18 protein-coding genes are annotated in these 18,565 nt (G+C 35.7%); 5 read left to right on the top strand and 13 right to left on the bottom strand.

The annotated features are described in order from the left end of the window. Positions 1–5: 5 nt before the first annotated feature. Both IWX80_RS00510 and cysM read right to left on the bottom strand, forming a co-directional pair. Positions 6–698, bottom strand: coding sequence for an SGNH/GDSL hydrolase family protein (locus tag IWX80_RS00510; protein WP_334682172.1), 693 nt, complete (start codon positions 696–698; stop codon positions 6–8). A 122-nt stretch (positions 699–820) separates the two neighbouring features. Next, positions 821–1,708, bottom strand: a complete 888-nt coding sequence (cysM, locus tag IWX80_RS00505; RefSeq protein ID WP_196851717.1) for a cysteine synthase CysM — start codon at positions 1,706–1,708, stop codon at positions 821–823. Positions 1,709–2,100: 392 nt separating this feature from the next. Between cysM and IWX80_RS00500 the strand changes: the two genes are divergently transcribed. Next, positions 2,101–2,799, top strand: a complete 699-nt coding sequence (locus IWX80_RS00500) for a DUF1003 domain-containing protein (protein WP_196851716.1) — start codon at positions 2,101–2,103, stop codon at positions 2,797–2,799. Positions 2,800–2,834: 35 nt separating this feature from the next. Here IWX80_RS00500 and IWX80_RS00495 read toward each other — a convergent pair whose 3' ends face one another. After that, positions 2,835–3,113: a DUF2752 domain-containing protein gene (locus IWX80_RS00495; RefSeq protein ID WP_196851715.1), complete on the bottom strand. Its 279-nt coding sequence runs from the start codon at positions 3,111–3,113 to the stop codon at positions 2,835–2,837. A 101-nt stretch (positions 3,114–3,214) separates the two neighbouring features. Between IWX80_RS00495 and IWX80_RS00490 the strand changes: the two genes are divergently transcribed. Beyond that, complete coding sequence (locus IWX80_RS00490) at positions 3,215–3,397, top strand: hypothetical protein (RefSeq protein ID WP_113633325.1); 183 nt, start codon at positions 3,215–3,217, stop codon at positions 3,395–3,397. Beyond that, positions 3,390–3,941: a Smr/MutS family protein gene (locus IWX80_RS00485; protein WP_196851714.1), complete on the top strand. Its 552-nt coding sequence runs from the start codon at positions 3,390–3,392 to the stop codon at positions 3,939–3,941. The genes IWX80_RS00490 and IWX80_RS00485 overlap by 8 nt, the downstream gene beginning before the upstream one ends. A gap of 140 nt (positions 3,942–4,081) precedes the next feature. Here IWX80_RS00485 and IWX80_RS00480 read toward each other — a convergent pair whose 3' ends face one another. Beyond that, positions 4,082–5,026 carry a hypothetical protein gene (locus tag IWX80_RS00480; protein ID WP_196851713.1) on the bottom strand — a complete coding sequence of 315 codons (945 nt, stop codon included), beginning with the start codon at positions 5,024–5,026 and terminating at the stop codon, positions 4,082–4,084. Positions 5,027–5,222: 196 nt separating this feature from the next. Between IWX80_RS00480 and IWX80_RS00475 the strand changes: the two genes are divergently transcribed. Together IWX80_RS00475 and IWX80_RS00470 are read left to right on the top strand one after the other, a co-directional pair. After that, positions 5,223–6,140 carry an EamA family transporter gene (locus tag IWX80_RS00475; protein WP_196851712.1) on the top strand — a complete coding sequence of 306 codons (918 nt, stop codon included), beginning with the start codon at positions 5,223–5,225 and terminating at the stop codon, positions 6,138–6,140. A 19-nt stretch (positions 6,141–6,159) separates the two neighbouring features. Further along, positions 6,160–7,284: a cysteine desulfurase family protein gene (locus IWX80_RS00470; RefSeq protein ID WP_196851711.1), complete on the top strand. Its 1,125-nt coding sequence runs from the start codon at positions 6,160–6,162 to the stop codon at positions 7,282–7,284. Between the two features lie 35 nt (positions 7,285–7,319). Here IWX80_RS00470 and IWX80_RS00465 read toward each other — a convergent pair whose 3' ends face one another. The 9 genes from IWX80_RS00465 to IWX80_RS00425 all read right to left on the bottom strand — a co-directional run bounded on the left by IWX80_RS00465 (position 7,320) and on the right by IWX80_RS00425 (position 18,564). Continuing rightward, entirely contained in the window at positions 7,320–9,587 is a 2,268-nt protein-coding gene (locus tag IWX80_RS00465; protein WP_196851710.1) for a glycosyltransferase, read from the bottom strand. Positions 9,588–9,598: 11 nt separating this feature from the next. After that, complete coding sequence (locus IWX80_RS00460; RefSeq protein ID WP_196851709.1) at positions 9,599–10,636, bottom strand: pesticidal protein Cry7Aa; 1,038 nt, start codon at positions 10,634–10,636, stop codon at positions 9,599–9,601. Positions 10,637–10,686: 50 nt separating this feature from the next. Beyond that, positions 10,687–11,679 (bottom strand): MlaD family protein, encoded by a 993-nt coding sequence (locus IWX80_RS00455; RefSeq protein WP_196851708.1) that lies wholly within the window; start codon positions 11,677–11,679, stop codon positions 10,687–10,689. Between the two features lie 9 nt (positions 11,680–11,688). Beyond that, positions 11,689–12,441: an ABC transporter ATP-binding protein gene (locus tag IWX80_RS00450; RefSeq protein WP_121364987.1), complete on the bottom strand. Its 753-nt coding sequence runs from the start codon at positions 12,439–12,441 to the stop codon at positions 11,689–11,691. A gap of 5 nt (positions 12,442–12,446) precedes the next feature. Continuing rightward, on the bottom strand, positions 12,447–13,229 hold the full coding sequence (locus IWX80_RS00445) for an MlaE family ABC transporter permease (protein ID WP_113633317.1): 783 nt from the start codon (positions 13,227–13,229) through the stop codon (positions 12,447–12,449). Between the two features lie 315 nt (positions 13,230–13,544). Further along, on the bottom strand, positions 13,545–16,127 hold the full coding sequence (locus IWX80_RS00440; RefSeq protein WP_196851707.1) for a cation-translocating P-type ATPase: 2,583 nt from the start codon (positions 16,125–16,127) through the stop codon (positions 13,545–13,547). 12 nt (positions 16,128–16,139) lie between these two features. Next, positions 16,140–17,138: a sodium:calcium antiporter gene (locus IWX80_RS00435; protein WP_196851706.1), complete on the bottom strand. Its 999-nt coding sequence runs from the start codon at positions 17,136–17,138 to the stop codon at positions 16,140–16,142. Between the two features lie 147 nt (positions 17,139–17,285). Continuing rightward, positions 17,286–18,119 carry a universal stress protein gene (locus IWX80_RS00430; RefSeq protein WP_196851705.1) on the bottom strand — a complete coding sequence of 278 codons (834 nt, stop codon included), beginning with the start codon at positions 18,117–18,119 and terminating at the stop codon, positions 17,286–17,288. Between the two features lie 157 nt (positions 18,120–18,276). Continuing rightward, positions 18,277–18,564 carry a chaperone modulator CbpM gene (locus tag IWX80_RS00425; protein ID WP_334682171.1) on the bottom strand — a complete coding sequence of 96 codons (288 nt, stop codon included), beginning with the start codon at positions 18,562–18,564 and terminating at the stop codon, positions 18,277–18,279. Position 18,565 lies beyond the last annotated feature (1 nt).

Raw genomic sequence — 18,565 nt, 5'->3', positions numbered from 1 at the left:
GTAGATTATTTCTTAGCTAAAACTTCCGTGATTGCTTTTTCAGCTAACGGAGCCATTACCTGATATCCTAATTTGTTGGGATGTACTCCGTCTTCGGAATAAGTAGTTTTCAATCCGTTACGATCATCTTTCATAGCCGAGAAGTAATCAAGATAAAGAATGTCATTGGCGTCAGCGTAATTTTTTATCATTTTATTTAAAGCGACCACTTTTTCAGCCGGATTTTGATCGGGTTTCCAAGAGAAATCATATGCTGGCAATACTGAACATAAAATGACTTTAATGTTGTTTGCTTTTGCCAATTCGGTCATCGAGAAGATATTATTTGCAATCATATCTAATGTTGCGGGACCCGTATTGCCGGCAATGTCATTTATTCCTGCCAAGACAACTACAACGGCTGGTTTTAATGCAATGACATCCGCTCTAAAACGGATGAGCATCTGAGGAGTTGTTTGACCGCTGATACCTCGATTAACGTATGGTTTTCCGGCAAAATATTCTGAATCTGTTACACTCCAAAATTCGGTTATGGAATCGCCCATAAAAACTATTCTTTTATCTCCGGGTGTCGTTGGTTTTAGTTGCGCATTTTGTTCTTGATATTTATTTAAATTCGGCCAATCTTGCGCCTGTGCTTTTCCTGCCATAACAATTGATAAAAATAGTATACTGTAAATTAATTTGATATTTTTCATTTGGAACCTGATTTTAAATTTTGAAAACAGAAAAAATGGGATGCCGAAATAAAATGAAACAACCTTCCATTCCTATCCGAAAGATACAGAAAAGGAAGGTTGCTTTTTAATTTTGTTTCAATTTAGTCAAACAAATCAGAAGACAAATACCGATCGCCTCGGTCGCAAATGATAGCGACAATCACTCCTGATTCTAATTTCTCAGCTATTTTTATTGCAGCTGCTACTGAACCACCACTGCTCATTCCCGCAAAAACGCCTTCTTCCAGCGCTAAACGTTTGGTCATCGCTCGTGCTTCTTCTTCGGAAACTTCAATGATTGTATCTACTTTCTTGGCATCAAAAATCTTTGGCAAATATTCTTGAGGCCATTTTCTGATTCCAGGAATTTGTGAGCCCTCGCTGGGTTGTGCGCCTACAATTTGGATAGCAGGATTCATTTCTTTCAAGTAGGTGGAAGTTCCAATAATTGTCCCCGTTGTTCCCATCGCTGAGACAAAATGGGTTACAGTTCCTTCGGTGTCATTCCATATTTCGGGTCCAGTGGTATTGTAATGTGCTTTCCAGTTGTCGTCGTTTGCAAACTGATTGAGCATAATATATCCGCCTTCGGCTACTTTTTTATCTGCATAATCTCTGGAACCAATTATTCCGGTTGCTGCGGGTGTCAAAATTACGGTTGCGCCATAAGCACGCATGCTTTGCGTACGTTCTATAGTGGAATCTTCTGGTAAAATCAATTCAATTTCGATATTGAATAATTGGGCAATCATCGCCAGAGCAATTCCGGTGTTGCCACTTGTTGCCTCAATAAGTTTATCGCCTTTCTTTATGTCACCTCTGTCCAGCGCGGATTTAATCATATTGTACGCTGCACGATCTTTTACGCTTCCTCCGGGATTATTTCCTTCCAGCTTTAGTAAAAGTTTTACGTTTTTATTTTGTATCAAATGAGTAGATTCAACTAAAGGTGTATTTCCTATTAAGTCTAATATTTTGTATGATTTCATGCTGTCGATTTCTATTGTTTGAATTGTAATTACCCAATTTTGGATTTAATTACAATAAGAATTTTTTTGAAAACTGTTTATACTAAGTGAATTTTAAAAACAGCAACAACAGCAATAGAAAGGAATGTTTTCGAAGTTTAGTGACATTTTCATGGGTTTTAAAACGAATCACAAAGATATTGAACTAATTCGAATTATTTCTTTCTTATGTACAAAGCTATCTTGGTTATTGCGACACTTTTGTTAAATTTATACTGTTTAAATGCTACAGAATTTATTGTTTTAAATTTTTGTGATGAAAGAGCGGTTTCATTTTTTTATTTTCAATCTACAGAAACCGATTAGTAGTTTTGATGAAAGTGTTTTTTAAATTAGCCAATAAATAACAATCCATGAAAAGTAATGCAACCTTTATAAGTGATATTTCCAAAAAGGAATTCCCAATTTCGGATAAAGTATCTGCTAAAACCATTCGAAATCCAATATTGGCGCTTATCCAAAATGATTATCCTGATTTTGATGCCGATAAATTCTTGTCGATTAGTGAACTCAACATGTATCGGGAGAAATACATTTCGAATTATTTATTAGTTGAAATAGGGGAGTTGACCAATCTGGAAACCAGAGTTATTGGTTCGCTAAACGAGGATAAATCCTTAGTGAGTACTGTAGAAGATGAAGCCGGTATTCGAACCTTTGGGCAAATAGTGGCGGATAAAGTAGCTGCTTTTGGCGGAAGCTGGAAATTTATCATTTTTTTCGGGGTGTTTATTCTGTTGTGGATTTTGGCTAATATCTATATTCTCTTGAATAAAGGATTTGATCCGTATCCGTTTATTTTGTTGAATTTAATTTTGTCTTGCCTTGCCGCACTTCAAGCGCCGGTAATTATGATGAGCCAAAATCGTCAGGAAGAAAAAGACCGCGAGAGAGCTAAAAAAGATTATATGATCAATCTGAAATCCGAACTTGAAATTAGAATGCTTCATGAAAAATTGGATCATTTAATAATGCATCAACAAGAAGAATTAATACAAATCCAAAAAGTGCAAATCGAAATGATGAATGATATTTTGACACGCATCAAATAATTTTTTGGTTCTAAAAAGTTAAAAAAGGGAACCCGTTAATAGTGTTTGAAATAATAGCCCGCAATCATAAAAACACCATTTAAGATTGCGGAGCCAATGATGAGTTTTTTATAATTCCTGTTTTTATCAATATAATTAAAACCCAAAATTCCCAGAAATAAAAGGGTGGTAAAAATCGCCGGATACATCTTAAAAGCACCTTCGAAATCACCTTGCAAAAGCAATAAAAATCCCCTCTGAAAACCACAGCCCAAACACTCCATTCCGAAGAGTGTTTTACTTAAACACGGCAGCATATATTTTTCTAAATCCAATGGTTTTTCTTTTTACAATTGTACGAAAAAATAAGAAAGGTTTGTCATAATAATTGATGCAATTTTAAATTCATTACTTTTGGAATCTGATATTTTAAAAGATGAAAAAATTTATAATTCCCATAATGATTGTCGCTATCATTGTTGCTTTGTATGAGCAGGTGAGTGCCGAAAAAAATGTGTATATCATGGTCGTTGCAATTGTAATATTTATGATTGGAATGATGCAATTGAGTGCCAAAACACCAAGTAAAAATCAAGATAAAGAAGACGAAAATGTTTAACAAAGGAGATAAGGTTTCAGTGCTGGATGAAGCCATAAATGGAGTAGTACTTTCAGTAAAAGAACAGCAAGTAACTATAGAAACTGAGGATGGATTCATGATGACATTTTTTGTCAAAGAGCTAATTAAAGTAAACGATTCCAGTAACTTACTTGATTCTATCAGAAGAATAAATGTAAGTGAGGTTTCTAAGGAAAAAGAGATTCCAAAAGCACGAAGTTTTGTAAAAGAAAAGAAATCAAAGCACGAAATTCCCGCTCCGGAGTTTGATTTACACATTGAAAAACTGGTGCCAAATAAACGCGGAATGTCAAATTATGATATTCTGACATTGCAGACAGAAACGGCAAAACGACACATAGAATTTGCCATTCGCAATAGAATTCCGAAGATTGTTTTTATTCATGGAGTTGGCGAAGGAGTGCTGAAAGCGGAGTTGGATTTCTTATTGGGACGATACGATAACATCGCTTTTCAAGAAGGCAATTATCAAAAATATGGACAAGGCGCAACGGAAGTTTTCATTAAGCAAAGTGCCATGTAAGTTTTTGTTTTAGCTTTAAAAAATAAAAAAAGAGACCCATTTTTAAATGAATTTTTTAATTGAAATTCATTTAAAAATGGGTCTCTTTTTGAACTAAAAAACAAATGTTTTAGCGGTCGATTTTTATGTCTTTTCGATCTTTAATTTGTGGTCAATAATTCACCGTAAATGTAATTATCACCCAAAATAAAATCGCTGTTTCCTTTCTTCATTTTGACTTTTTTCAGGACAACGGTGTGCTTAAAACCATTACCAAAAGCAGTAGTTGTTACTTCAACTATACCACTGATATTTGCAACTCCAGCTACTGCGATCCATTCTTCGGTCACTGCGGGAGTTGCTGGAAAAGTGGTGTTACAAAAATATGCACCAGTTACTAAACCAGAGAATAATCGGTAGGTAAGTTTGTTTTTTGTATCGCTTATCAATCCTGTTCTTGGTACATTTAGTGGTGTTGCTTCATTAACAATCAAAGCAGAATCCACATCAAGAATCAGCGCTTCGCTACTATTGTAATCGTATAATTGCTTAGAAGAAGGACATTGTTCAAGGGTTTTATTGAATGCTAATGGTAAAGGAGTTGCCGAAATCAAATAGTCTCCAAAAGCGAATGTTTCGTAAACTTGTGTTCCAGTTCCTTTGTCAAAAGTGATATTTTTGAAAGTGATATTGTGATTATAACCTGTAATTTTTGTGCTGTTATCTGTTTCATTCGTTGTTTTAACAGCGGTAGTGTTTATCACTATATTTCCACCTGTAGCGGTCCATTGTCCTGTGACAATAGGAGTTGCAGGCGGTATTGATTCGCAAATTGTTGATGCACTAACGGTACCATTATAAAAGCGGTAAATCACGCGATTGGCACTGCTGATGTTTAATTCTTGAGAAGTAGTTTCGGTAGGGAACGTAACTCCTGTAGCTTCAAAAATAAGCGCTTCACTGTCTTTTAGTTTGTAAATGATGTTGTTTGTAGTGCATTTTTGTGCGGTAACATCTTCAAAATTGATGTCTTCCTGAATTAAATCACCATCATCACACCCATTTAAGAACATGGAAAAAACCAACAAGCTAAGGACTCTTTTCATTTTTTATAATATTTCTAACAAAAATAGAATTTTTAATTTGTTCCAAATACATAACCGTTTAAAAATAGATTATTTAACAGGATTTTGGGTTTTCTATCGAAATGTTATAGATTTAAATAACCGCCCGGAGTTGTCAGCATAGCTGTCGTTCAAAGCCACTGGAATTCGTTATCTTTGCACTAATTTAATACTGGTCATGAGGCTTAACAAATATTATTCGGCTGCTTTTTTAGCTTTTTTTGTATGGGGATTTTTTAGTTTTGCTTTGAAACCGTTGCATAATTATCCTTCTTTGGATATTTTGTTTTATCGGGTATTTTTTAGTGTGATTACGATGGTATTAATCAATGTTGTCTTTCGTAGAAAGGTAATGCGACAAAATTGGAATCATTTCAAAAATATCTCTTCAAAACAACAAAAAAATGTTGTGTTATTGACACTTGGCGGTGGCGTATTTCTTTCCTCAAACTGGTTTGTTTACATTTATGTGATGAATCATGTCAGTGTTAATGCGGCATCTTTAGCCTATCTGATTTGCCCAATTGTGACTACTGTATTTGCCTTTTTTATGTTGAAAGAAACATTAAGTAAATGGCAGTGGGTTGCTGTTTCAATCAGTTTTTTTAGTTGTATTTTGTTATCATTCAACCATTTTCAAGATATTTTTTATAGCCTTATTACAGCGGCTACTTACGCACTCTATTTAGTGAGTCAACGAAAAAACAACGATTTAGATAAATTTCTGGGGCTGACGATTCAATTGATTTTTACAGCGCTTGTTTTGATTCCTTTTTATCCAAAATACAGCGGAGCTATCCCTACTGAACCTCTATTTTACACTTGTATGTTCATGATTGTGGTGTTTTTTACTATTATTCCACTGTTTTTAAATCTCTATGCGCTCAAAGGAATTAACTCTTCCGCAGTGGGAATTATGATTTATATTAACCCGATTATTAATTTTTTACTGGCCATATTTTATTACAATGAGCAAGTAAGTTTCCTTCAATTGTTTTCTTATTTTCTAATTTTGGTTTCGATAGTTGTCTTCAATGAAAGAATTCTCTTCTCCAAAAAAACGAAAGAGATACCAACAGAAATCAAAGGGTTTTAATAATTTTATATTTTAAAAAATGAAAAAAGTATATCTAGATAACGCCTCAACCACAGCTCTTCGTCCAGAAGTGATTCAGGAAATGACTAAAGTTTTAACTGAAGAGTACGGAAATCCATCGTCAACACATAGTTTAGGGCGTTCTGCAAAAAATATTTTGGAGCTTTCCAGAAAATCAATTGCTAAAAATTTGAACGCTACGGCTCAAGAAATAATTTTTACGTCTTGCGGAACTGAAGCTAATAATTGGATTCTTCGTTCTGCGGTTAAGGATTTGAAAGTAAAGAGAATTATTACCAGTAAAATTGAGCATCATGCGGTTTTATATACCGCTTTAGCATTAGAAAAAGAGTACAGTATTCAGGTTGATTATGTTGCGATAAAACCAAATGGTGAAATCGATATCACAGATTTAGTAGAATTATTGTCGCAGGAAAAGAAAACATTAGTCAGCTTGATGCACGTGAATAATGAAACAGGAACCGTATTAGATTTAGAGCGAATAGGACGTATTTGTCAAGAACATAATGTTTTATTTCATTCGGATACGGTGCAGTCTATTGGGAAAGCAACTATTGATTTACAAACAATTCCTGTCGATTTTATTGTGGCCAGTGCGCATAAATTTCACGGACCAAAAGGAGCTGGTTTTGCTTTCATCCGAAAAAATTCCGGATTGCAACCGCTATTTTTTGGCGGAGAACAGGAAAAAGGATTGCGTGCGGGAACTGAGGCTTTACATCAAATTGCCGGAATGGCTAAAGCTTTAGAACTTTCATACAGCAATTTAGAAACGGAGAGAGAACATATTACTGAATTGCGAAACTATCTTATTACTCAACTTGAAATCGAATTTCCAGCTTTTGAAATCAATGGAACTTCTGATGGATTTTATACGGTTTTGAATGTTTTATTGCCTTTTACAGCGGATAAAACTGCTATGATTTTATTTCATTTAGACATGAAAGGAATTGCAGTTTCCCGCGGAAGTGCCTGTCAATCCGGAAGTATCAAACCTTCACATGTTTTAGCCGAAATGCTTTCGAATGAAGATTTAAAAAAACCAAGTTTGCGAATTTCGTTTAGTCATTTCAATACAAAAGAGGATATTGATATGCTTATTGAAGCATTGAAAACGATATAAAAAAATCTGCTGAAAAGCAGATTTTTTAGTGGAATTTAAGTAATTAAGGACTTCGTTTTGGATATTTTTGTTTGATTAGATGGTTTTTCCATATATTTTTCCATGATTAATCGCGCTTTAAAAAAACACAAAGTAGATTCAGCTCCCTGATTGATATTGATGTGTTTGTCCTCCAAGCCATCATAGGAAGCACCATTTTCCGGATTGTACATGATCTGTTTTAAATGATTGTTCCCTAAAAACCAGATGAAAGCAAGTTTTAATTGGTCTTTATATTTTTTATTTTGCGTTACTTCATAAAATAAATCAAGTGCAATAATGGTTGTAGCCACTTCAATAGGTTGTTCGCCATAGAAAACCCTTTCATTTTGCTTCTTAAACCAACCTCGATTAGAGATAACCTTCAACTGCCCTTTCATGAAATAATGAGAAAGCAAAAAGTCGAACGTAATTACAGCAATTTTTTTATATTTCGGATTTTTGGTGACTAGATAACTGTACATCATAGCTTCTGGCAGGACATTATTAGCATACGTCATGTAATCTTCATACCAACACCAATTCTCAGCCGAATTGATTTTATAATGACGCAACAGTTCATCGGCAAGATTCTCGATATGTTTTTTTACTTCCCCGTCTTCATACATTTCATGGTAAAGATAAAGTCCTTTTAATGCGTAAGCTATGGCTCTTGGAGATTTAAAATTATCAATTTTTTTGATGGCTTTATCCCAGCATTTTACTGCTTGGCAAATCATGTCCAGCGGTAAGTTTTGTCTGTGAGAAATCACTGTTCCAAGACTCCATAACGCTCTACCATTTGCATCTTCCAAATTTACCTCTTCGTTTTGCTTGGTCAATTTCTTGTTGTAATCTTTATAATTATCAAACCAACCATCGTGTTGCTGTATTCCTTCAATAAAATTCAAATAAGTATTCGCTAATTTTAAATTTTCCTTATCGGGAAAAGCTTTGTTGTACAGGACCATATTGATTAATGCTCTGGCATTATCATCTAGTGTATAGCCAGATTCAGGGTCAGGCTGACTGAATTTGGAAAACTGAAGAATTCCAAAATCGGTAGTCAGTTTTTTGATATGGTCTAACTTTATTGGAGGAAAATTGAATCTCAAATCATCCTCTCTATTCGTTAATTGGTCAAATAAAAGGCGGTATTGTATGGCGATATTCTCCCAGTTTGTAGCACGAGCCATAGAAAAAGCATTTCTTCCCATTGCTATTCGTTGCTCTTTATTTTCGATGAGAAAAAGAATTGCTTCCTTAAATTCTTCAGGATTATCGAAACTTTTTAATAGGATTCCATTGCCGTTTCCTAACGATTCGACGGCATGCGGTATCGGTGTAGAAATTACTGCGCAGCCGCTGCTCATTGCATACGCAAAAGTTCCGCTTACAGCTTGATTGGGATCTTTGGACGAAAATAAATAAATTTCGGATAACGTTAAAAATTCCAGTAATTGGTCCAATTGAAGATACTCATTGACGAAAATCACATTGTTTTCCAGACCGAGTTTTTTTACTGTAGCGGTAAGCAAATTGCGGTATTTTTCACCCTCTCTTTTTATAACTTCAGGATGAGTTTTCCCTATAACAAGATAAATTACTTCAGGATGTTGAGCTACGATTTCTGGTAAAGCGCATAATACGTTTTCAATTCCTTTATTTTCACTAATCAATCCAAAGGTTGATAATACCACTTTATCTTTAAAGCCATATTTATTTTTAAGAACTTTTTTTTGTTCCCAAAGCACGGTATGATTACCATGAGGAATAATCATACATTTAGAAAGAGGACAATTGTAATAATCAGTCAAAATTTCTTTTGATTTTTTGGTCAGTACCACCACTTTGTCCGATAAATCAGTAAGTGCATAGACTACTTTTTTTCTTTTTTCATCCGGATTAGGCAGCACCGTATGGAAAACGGTGACAATGGGTTTGTTAAGTGCCAGAATAAAGGAAAGAATATGATCGCCATATTCCCCTCTAAAAAGACCAAATTCATGCTGAATACAAACCAATCCAATATCGTTTCGTTCATTTATTTTCTCGGCAACCAACCTATAATGAACCAAAGAATCTACCGGCAGAACATAGCTCACTTCTTCAGGATATTGGAAATCCTGCTCTCTGGTTTGCAGTGCGCATACTTCAACAGGAAGCGTGTCACCAAAGACAACATCCAATGCATTTACAATATCATTTGTAAAAGTTGCTATTCCGCATTCTCTGGGCGGGTAGGAGCTTACAAGAAGCATTTTAATTCCTTTCTCGATTTTCATAGCGTTATTTTTTAAGGTTGTTTTCTCAATTCGAGAAGTAATTCGCTTAGTTCTAATTTTGCAACTGCAATGTGTTTATCAGCCACACCGTAATAAATGTAAAGGTCATTCCCAAATAAAGCATGTCCCGTTGGAAAAACAATATTGCTCACTTCTCCCTCAATTTCCCATTGTTTTGTTGGTGAAAATAACGGAAATGGCAATCTGGCAATCTCAATTTTCGGATTATCTAATTGTAATAATGCGGCTTTAGCATGATATATTTTCCCTTTAATTGTTTCTTGTACTCCATGGTAAATAATCAACCAGCCGTCTTCGGTCTCTATAGGCGGACCGCCAGCGCCAATGTAATTGACTTCATATATATCTTTGGGATCCAGTACAATATGATCCACCAAATTAATGAGATATTCTTTCCAAAATGACTCTGTTAAATTCTTGAAATCGGTAAATTCGGCAATCTGAATTCCCGGCCAAATCCGATGCAACAGCATAAACTTTCCGTTTATTTTCCTTGGAAACAACACCACATCTTTATCCCGAAGCAATCTGAACTCATCGGCAACCAATCCTATTTGCGCAAAAAGATTGTAATATTGATGGTATTTTGGATTCAGTTTATTACTGTCACAGTAGTTTACAAAATTTTCATATTCTTGATAATTAACATGTGGAGTTATGACACCGTGCTTTTCAAAATGAATTAGATCCTTTGAAGTGGCAAGCGCTCCCATCGCATTGACTCCGTCATAAGCGGTATAGGTAATGTAATAGGTATCCTCAATTTTTACAATACGCGCATCTTCCACACCGTGTTTTTCATAATCAAAATCTCTAATAATTAATGGTTTTTCATGGCGTTCTGTTACTTTCATGGGACCATCTAACTTGGCGTAACCTATCGTAGAATAATTGCCATGTTCTACCGCTCGGTATAAAACATGAATGGTATTTCCTTCCTGATAAATTCCGGGATTGAACACGCCATTATTTTCAAACGGATGGTCGGTAGGACTTAGAATTATTCCTAATTTTTCTATTGTAACCATGTTGTAATCGTCTTTTATGTAGTTCTAAAATCAAATTAATATCCAAAAAACTATTTTTGTTCTTCCGCTTTCTTTTCTTGTTTCAATTTTGCTTTTTCTTGTTTTCTAAAATATCCCCGTAGTAAAAAATTATGTTTCAAAGCTTCTAGATTTTCATTCAAACGCAAACTTGCCTCGTTAACATTTGTCATCGTTGAATCTATTTTTCGAACTAATTCGGGGTCATTAGAAAGATAATTTACTGCTCCTTTACCGTTTTTTATATTTACAATTGTAGTATCGAGATTGTTGACAACGTTATCTATTTGTGTACTGGTTTGCTTTAAATTCAGTACTATTTTTCTAAGATTATTGGCAACAGCCGTATCTTTTAAAACACCGATTACATTGTCTTTATTTTCTAATGATGAAAGGAGTTGGTTGATTTTCGTGATTGATTGTGAACTTCCTTGCCCTGTAATTTTCAAATAGTGAACGGTTTGTTTCAAATCATTTGCCAAGTTAGAATCCTTAATTAGCAAGCCCACGGTTCCAGTTCCCTGATTAATTTCATTCGTGATTTTAAGTAAATCGGATGTCAGTAGTGCCGCATTTTTATTGGTTTTGCCAAGGGTATTCAGCATATCATCGGTGCGAATTCGACTTAATGTACGAATCTCATCTCCGGGCGATATTGAGGTTGCTTTTTCCTTACCGGGAATAATATTAATAATCATATTGCCTACCAAACCATCAGAACCTATTGTGGCAATGGCATTTTTCCTGATATGCGGAAAAATGGTTTTGTCAATCAGCATATCGACTTTTATTGCCGTGTCATTAATCATTGTAATGCTGCTAACCGTTCCCACATTTATACCGGAATAGCGTACATTGTTTCCCAGTTGCAGGCCGCTCACATTATTAAAAACTGCTGATAACTGATTGGTTTTTCCAAACATTTGTTGCTTATCGCCAATGAAATACACCGCGAGTATAAACAGCGTTAACCCGATTATTACAAAAAGTCCTAGACGCAATTTTTGTGATGCCGTTTTTTCCATTTTTTATTCTTATTTAAAGAAAGCTTGCACTTTTGGATCAGTTGAAACGGATAATTCCTCAAAAGTGCCTTCGATATAATTGATGCCGTCAACCAATAAAATCATTCGGTTCGAAATCACCCTCGCACAATCCACATCGTGCGTGATAATTATTGCCGAGGTGTTGTATTTTTGTTGGATAGTCATCATCAAGAGCAAAATTTCTTTTGCAGTAATGGGATCTAATCCTGTTGTAGGCTCGTCATATAAAATTATTTTGGGTTGCAAAATCAATGTTCTGGCCAAAGCTATTCGGCGTTTCATTCCACCCGATAGTTCTTCCGGCATTAAATTGATGGTTTGAGCCAGTCCTACGTTTTCCAAAGCTTCCATCACTAATGGCGTGGTATCTTTAATGACTCCAAACTTTTTTTTGTGACGACGCAGCGGAAATTCCAGATTTTCCCTGACGGTCATCGAATCATAGAGCGCGCTTCCCTGAAAAAGGAATCCAACTTCTGTCCGTAAATCGTCTAGTTCTTCGCGATTAAGTTGGGTAATATCTTTGCCCATCACAATGATAGAACCACTGTCCGGCTGCTCTAGTCCAATCAAGCATTTGATCATCACTGATTTACCGGAACCGGATTTCCCCATAATCACCAGATTTTCCCCTTCATTCAGCACCATATTAAAACCATCCAAAACATGATTGTCACCATAACTTTTTCGCAAGTCTTTGATTTCTATAATTCGGTTTTGATTGGGTTTCGGGATACTCATAATCGTCATAAATCATAAAATATATCAGTAACAAAAACAGCAATAAAATCAATAATAAACAGCAACATCGAGGTGAAAACCACCGCAGAATTAGCTGCTAAACCTACACCTGCTGTTCCTTTTTTGCAATAATATCCTTTGAAACAACCTACTAATCCAATGGCAAAACCAAAAAAGAACGTTTTGATGGTTGCAGGTATCAAATCACCAAATTCCAAGGCATCGAAAACCTTGTTGTAATACAATAAAAAAGAGACATTTCCTTTTATATTTTCGACCAGAAAAGAACCAAAAATTGCAATAGCATCGCCAAAAAAAACTAAAACGGGTAACATAAAAGTGGTAGCCAAAACTCGGGTCACTACTAAATATTTGAACGGATTAGTACCGGAAACTTCCATGGCATCAATTTGTTCCGTAACCCGCATCGAACCTAATTCAGCGCCAATACCAGAACCAATGCGTCCCGCACAAATCAATGCCGTTATGATAGGACCAATTTCTCGAATCAGTGAAATACTAACCATTGATGGCATCCAGGAAACAGCGCCAAACTCCTGCAGTGTGGGACGCGACTGCAGGGTGAATACCAATCCAATAATAAATCCCGTAACCGCAACCAGAAGCAAGGAACGATTTCCCATATTAAAGCATTGTCGCAAAAACTCTTTAAACTCCATTGGACGTTTGAAAGTTTCTTGAAAAAAACGTCCAGCAAAGTAGGAGAGTTCGCCAATTTCGAGTAAAAAAGCTTTGAATAATTCCCTTATTTTTGAAAATGTATCCATAAGCAAATGAATTAGTTTTTAACAGAAAACAGCTACTCAAATATATAGTTATTTATCTGATTATCAGCACTGCAAAAAGTGTTGTTTGCCTATTATATTGACGGTTTTATCGAGAAAATATCAATTTTAAAAAATAACAGCATTTTTGTAATCGTTATTTTTATTCGGGCGAATAATTAGGATTGTAAAATGGGATGTGTAGAAGTAATTTTTGATAAAAAAGAAAGGTGAATCAATCTGAGCTTTAGGAAGATGACATTGTTAATTATTGATATACGGTAAATCGTATATTTATTTTTTATATTTCCGCTAGTCTTATCTTTTTCTGTTTTTAATCCACTTCTCGATTTCTACCGCCCAAAAAACAATACTTGACACAGCTAAGGTTAGCAGCAACTCATATAAAGTAAGTGGTTGTGTTTTGAAAATTTCATTAAAAAAAGGCGTGTAAACAATCATAAGTTGTAGCGAAACTGTTATTAATAAAGCGCCAATCATAGATTTATTGGAGAAAAAACCAATTTTAAAAATTGAATCCTGTCCGGAACGGATCACCATTACATGTCCCAATTGACTGAAGCAAAGTACCGTAAATGCCATAGTTTGCCAATGTGAGTTTGCCACATGTATGGCATAAGCCTGCATTCCTATTGTGACGACACCCATTAAAAACCCCACCCACAATATGTGAACCGCCATACCATTTGAAAAAATACTTTCAATTGGATTTCTAGGCGGGCGTTTCATAATATTTATTTCTGATGGCTCGGAGGCCAAGGCTAATCCTGGTAAACCATCTGTCACTAGATTGATCCAAAGAATATGAATGGCCAATAACGGAATGGGTAAACCAAAAAATGGCGCCAAAAATATCGCCCAGATTTCGCCTGAATTTCCGGTCATGATGTATTTGATGAATTTCAGGATATTATCGAATATTTTTCTGCCATGTTTGACTGCAACTACAATTGTGGCAAAATTATCATCCAGTAAAATCAGGTGCGACGCTTCTTTAGAAACTTCGGTGCCGTTGATTCCCATAGCGATTCCAATATCAGCGTTTTTTAGTGCTGGCGCATCATTCACACCGTCGCCAGTCATTGCCACAAAATGATTTTTAGACTGCAGCGCATTAATGATTCTTAATTTCTGTTCGGGATTGACACGGGCATACACGCGAACTTTCTCCACAATTTTTACAAATTCTGTTTGTGTTAATGCGGATAATTTAGAACCCGTCAGCACCATATCTTCCTCGGAAGAAATTATTCCTAGTTTTTCGGCAATGGCTTTTGCGGTGAGTTTATGATCGCCGGTAATCATCACGGGAATAATACCCGCTTCTTTGCATTCCGAAACCGCTTGTTTTGCTTCCTCGCGTGGCGGATCAATCATCCCAACAAAACCAATAAGCGTTAGTTCTGTTTCAATTGTTTCTGAATCTAAATTTTCTGGTAAAGAAGAGAGCGTTTTCATGGCATATCCTAAAACCCGATAGCCTTTTTCTGCCATTTCGTTTACTTTGCGTTCCAATTCGGGAATATGTGATTGCTGCTCGGCACTCAGTTTATGAAATAGCACATCGACCGCTCCTTTTGTAATGGCGATCACTTCATTATCAGCATTTTTAGTTTGATGCAGGGTTGTCATGCATTTTCTTTTGGAATCAAAAGGCAATTCTGCTATTCGTGGAAATGCAACTTCTAAATCTGCACGGTTTAAATTTTTATCGAAAGCGTATTGCACTAATGCGACTTCAGTTGAATCGCCCAGCCATTTTCCGTTTTCGCCTTTCGAGACATCGTTATTTAAAGCTATGGCGTGAAGCAGTCGGTTTTTTTCTTCAAAAGCGGCATTGTATTTTGTATCTGAAGTTTCAAAAATTTCCTGTACGGTCATTTTATTCAGCGTGAGAGTTCCTGTTTTATCAGAACAGATATAGGTTACGGACCCCAGCGTTTCCACAGCGGGTAATTTGCGAATAAGCGCATTATTTTTGGCTAATTTCTTGGCACCAAAAGCCAAAGCGATAGTCACTAATGCTGGTAAAGCCTCAGGAATTGCAGCAACAGCAAGGGAAATGGAAGTAATCAACATCGTCATTACAGATTCTCCCCGCAACCATCCGATAAAGAATATGACAGTGCAGATGATTAGAATAACAGCAGACAAACGTTTGCCAAAAGCAGCTAATCTTTTTTGCAGCGGTGTTGTAGTTTCATCCGTTTGTATCATTTTAGCGATATGTCCCAGTTCAGTATGCATTCCTGTGGCCACAACATAACCAAGTGCTCTTCCGTTTGTAATCGAAGTGCCTTTGTAGCCCATATTGGTTTGGTCGCCTAGAGCATAATTTCCTTCTGGAAGTTCCTCTGTATTTTTTTCTACATTGTTGGATTCCCCGGTAAGCGCTGATTCGTCCACTTTTATTTGATGGGTTTCAAAAAAACGAATATCTGCAGGAATAACATTGCCTGCTTCGAGTACTACAACATCGCCCGGAACCAGATCCGAAGCCGGAATGTCAATCATTTTTCCTTCGCGCATAATGCGCGCATGGTTTGCAACCATATTTTTCAATGCTTCCATCGCTTTTTCGGCTCGATATTCCTGAATGAATCCCACAATGGCATTGATAATAATGATGGCAAGAATAATAATCGTGTCCGTTACATCGCCTATTATTCCCGAAATTATTGCGGCCGCGATCAGAATCAGAATCATGAAATCAGATAACTGAGAAAGGATCATTTGTAAAATACTTTTCTTTTTCGTGTCTTCAATTTCATTTTTCCCATGTTCGCACATACGTTCTGATACCGTAATTTCATCAATACCGTTTGGAGTTGTTTGCAACAACTGGGTAATTTCGGAAAGTGGGAGTAAATGCCAGTTCATCGCTTTATTTTTTTATTTTTTGTAATATAAAAGCCCCATCATGAGTACATAAACGACAGCAATTAATGCAGTATCAATGGCGAGTTTCCATTTTTTTTCTTCTTTAAAAACAATTCCGATAATTCCTATTGCTGTAATAATAATGGTGCCAAGGACGGGAATAATATGATTGGGACTTGTAAATTGAAAAATAGGTCCTTTGGTATACAGTATATCGTCAAGCGCAAGAATGGCAATGTTAAAAATATTACTTCCAAAAATATTACCAATCGCCAAGTCGATAGTTCCCATGCGGATGGCGGCAATAGATACAACTACTTCCGGAAGTGATGTGGAAGCCGCAATGAATAATGTACCAAAGAAACTTTGTCCCAATCCGCTGGCTTCTGCAAGGTGTTCGCCAAAATAAGGCAATAGCATAGCAGCACCCATCAAAATGATTGCGTTCAAAGCATAACGTAGAACCACTTGTTTTAAGGTTAAAGTGTAAGTATCTTTTTGTGCTTCCCGATGATTATTTTCTTTTTTGTCATAAAGGAAAATAACACGAATGGCTACGAGGTAAAATATCAGAAATAGAATACTGAATTCTCCAATCCAAAGAATAGTTCCAAAAAAATTAGGCATCAAAATAGCAAAAGCAACTAAGCATAACAGTATGATTCCAAAAGAGGCCGCAATTATATGGCCCGGTTGTGCAACGGATGTTAATGGTTTTTTATGATCGTAAAAAAAATCCATAATGGAAATAATAAGGATGTTGAAAGCGCAACTTCCCACAACATCGCCAACGGCAAGGTCAGGAGCATCTAGAATAACAACTGCGCTTATTCCGTTCATTAGTTCAGGCATAGAAGTTACAGATGCCATCAGGATAAGACCCATAAACATTTTTCCCCAGCCCAGCATATCAGCCAATAAATCTCCATATTTGGAAAGTCTGGAACCAGTTGTTACGATTATCGCTGTTGCAATTAGAAACCCAATACTATCCAGATATAAAGTATTCATATAAAACAATTACTTCGTTAGTGTCTTTGGTTTTCCTGATTAATTATTATAAATCAGAAGGAATAAAATTTTTTTAGTAGGTACTTTTATTAAATTATTTCTACTCGTTAGCTATAACTATTGAGCAGTTTGGGGAGTGAAAAGATATTATTTGGTTGGGATGCTTAATAAAGGAACAGGAATGTGATACGCTATTTTTTTGGTTACACTTCTGTAAAAAATACGATTCCAGATTCCTTTTCTTTTCAATGGATTCATTACTATTATATCCGTCTTGTCCAGTAAGGTTTCCTCCAAAATAGTTTTCGAAACATCCTTTCCAACAGTATGATTAAAAGTGAATTCAAAATCTTTAAAATGATTTTGGATTGTTTTTTTATAGTGTTCATAATCTTCATCCGCTGTAAAAAAAGTGATTCCCCAATCGATGTGTAAAATTGTGATTTTAGCATTGAAAAGCCTATTAAACTCTAATAGCGATTGCAGTACCTTTTTGTCTTTTTTATTATAATTAGTGGCGTAAGTAATTTTTTCAGGGACTTTGAATTTATACTTTTTTGGAATAGCTAAGACCGGACAAGGCGCATTAGTCATAACTTCGGCGGTAAAACTTCCTATGAGTTTTTCTTTCAAACCACTGGCGCCTTTGGTACCCATCACAATCAAGTCTGATTTACTTTTTTTGCAAAAATCAATAATCTTAATGCCTTCCGGACCCTGATCTACGTGAATCGAAACAGAAAGATTTGGGTTTTTATTTACAATGGAATTCTTTATTGTTGTAAGTCTGTCCGTTAATTTTTTATGGGCTTCCATATTTTCTTGCTCACTCAATGAAAGCAGATAAAAACCACTTTCGAATGGAATAAAACTGTGGTACAAAATCAATGAAGCATCCCAAAATAAAGCCATCTTGATAGCGTAATGAATGGCGGAATCTGCCGCAATGGAGAAGTCTGTGGGTACAAGTATTGTTTTCATAGCTATAAAATTTATACGTTAGCAATGTCATAAAGTATCAATTTTGAAATTTTTTAGGTTCCAGAAATAATAGCATTACTAAAAAGCAGTGAAACGTTCTCTTTTCTAAAGATTGTAAACCATAACTTTTTAAGGGCAGATTCAATTGGGGCTGTTGTTAACTTTCGTACAAACGCAATCTGTTTTTGAGTGCGGTCAATTCATTTTGCAATCCATCAATCTTTTGTAACAAATTAAACACGACATCAATTCCTGCTATGTTTACGTCTAATTCCTGATGCATGCGAATCATTTTTTCGATTTCATAAATTGCATCTGAATCAATATATTGCTTGGATTCAATCGTTTTTATTTCGAGCAAACCCATTTCGCTGAGTTTAGTAAAAAAAGACATTTCCACAGTATAATGAATGCACAATTCAGGTATCGGGATCAGATTTTCCATG

The organism is Flavobacterium sp. CAN_S2, from assembly GCF_015752255.1.
In the GTDB taxonomy this organism is placed as follows: Bacteria; Bacteroidota; Bacteroidia; order Flavobacteriales; family Flavobacteriaceae; genus Flavobacterium.
This window is presented reverse-complemented; position numbering and strand designations above follow the sequence as displayed.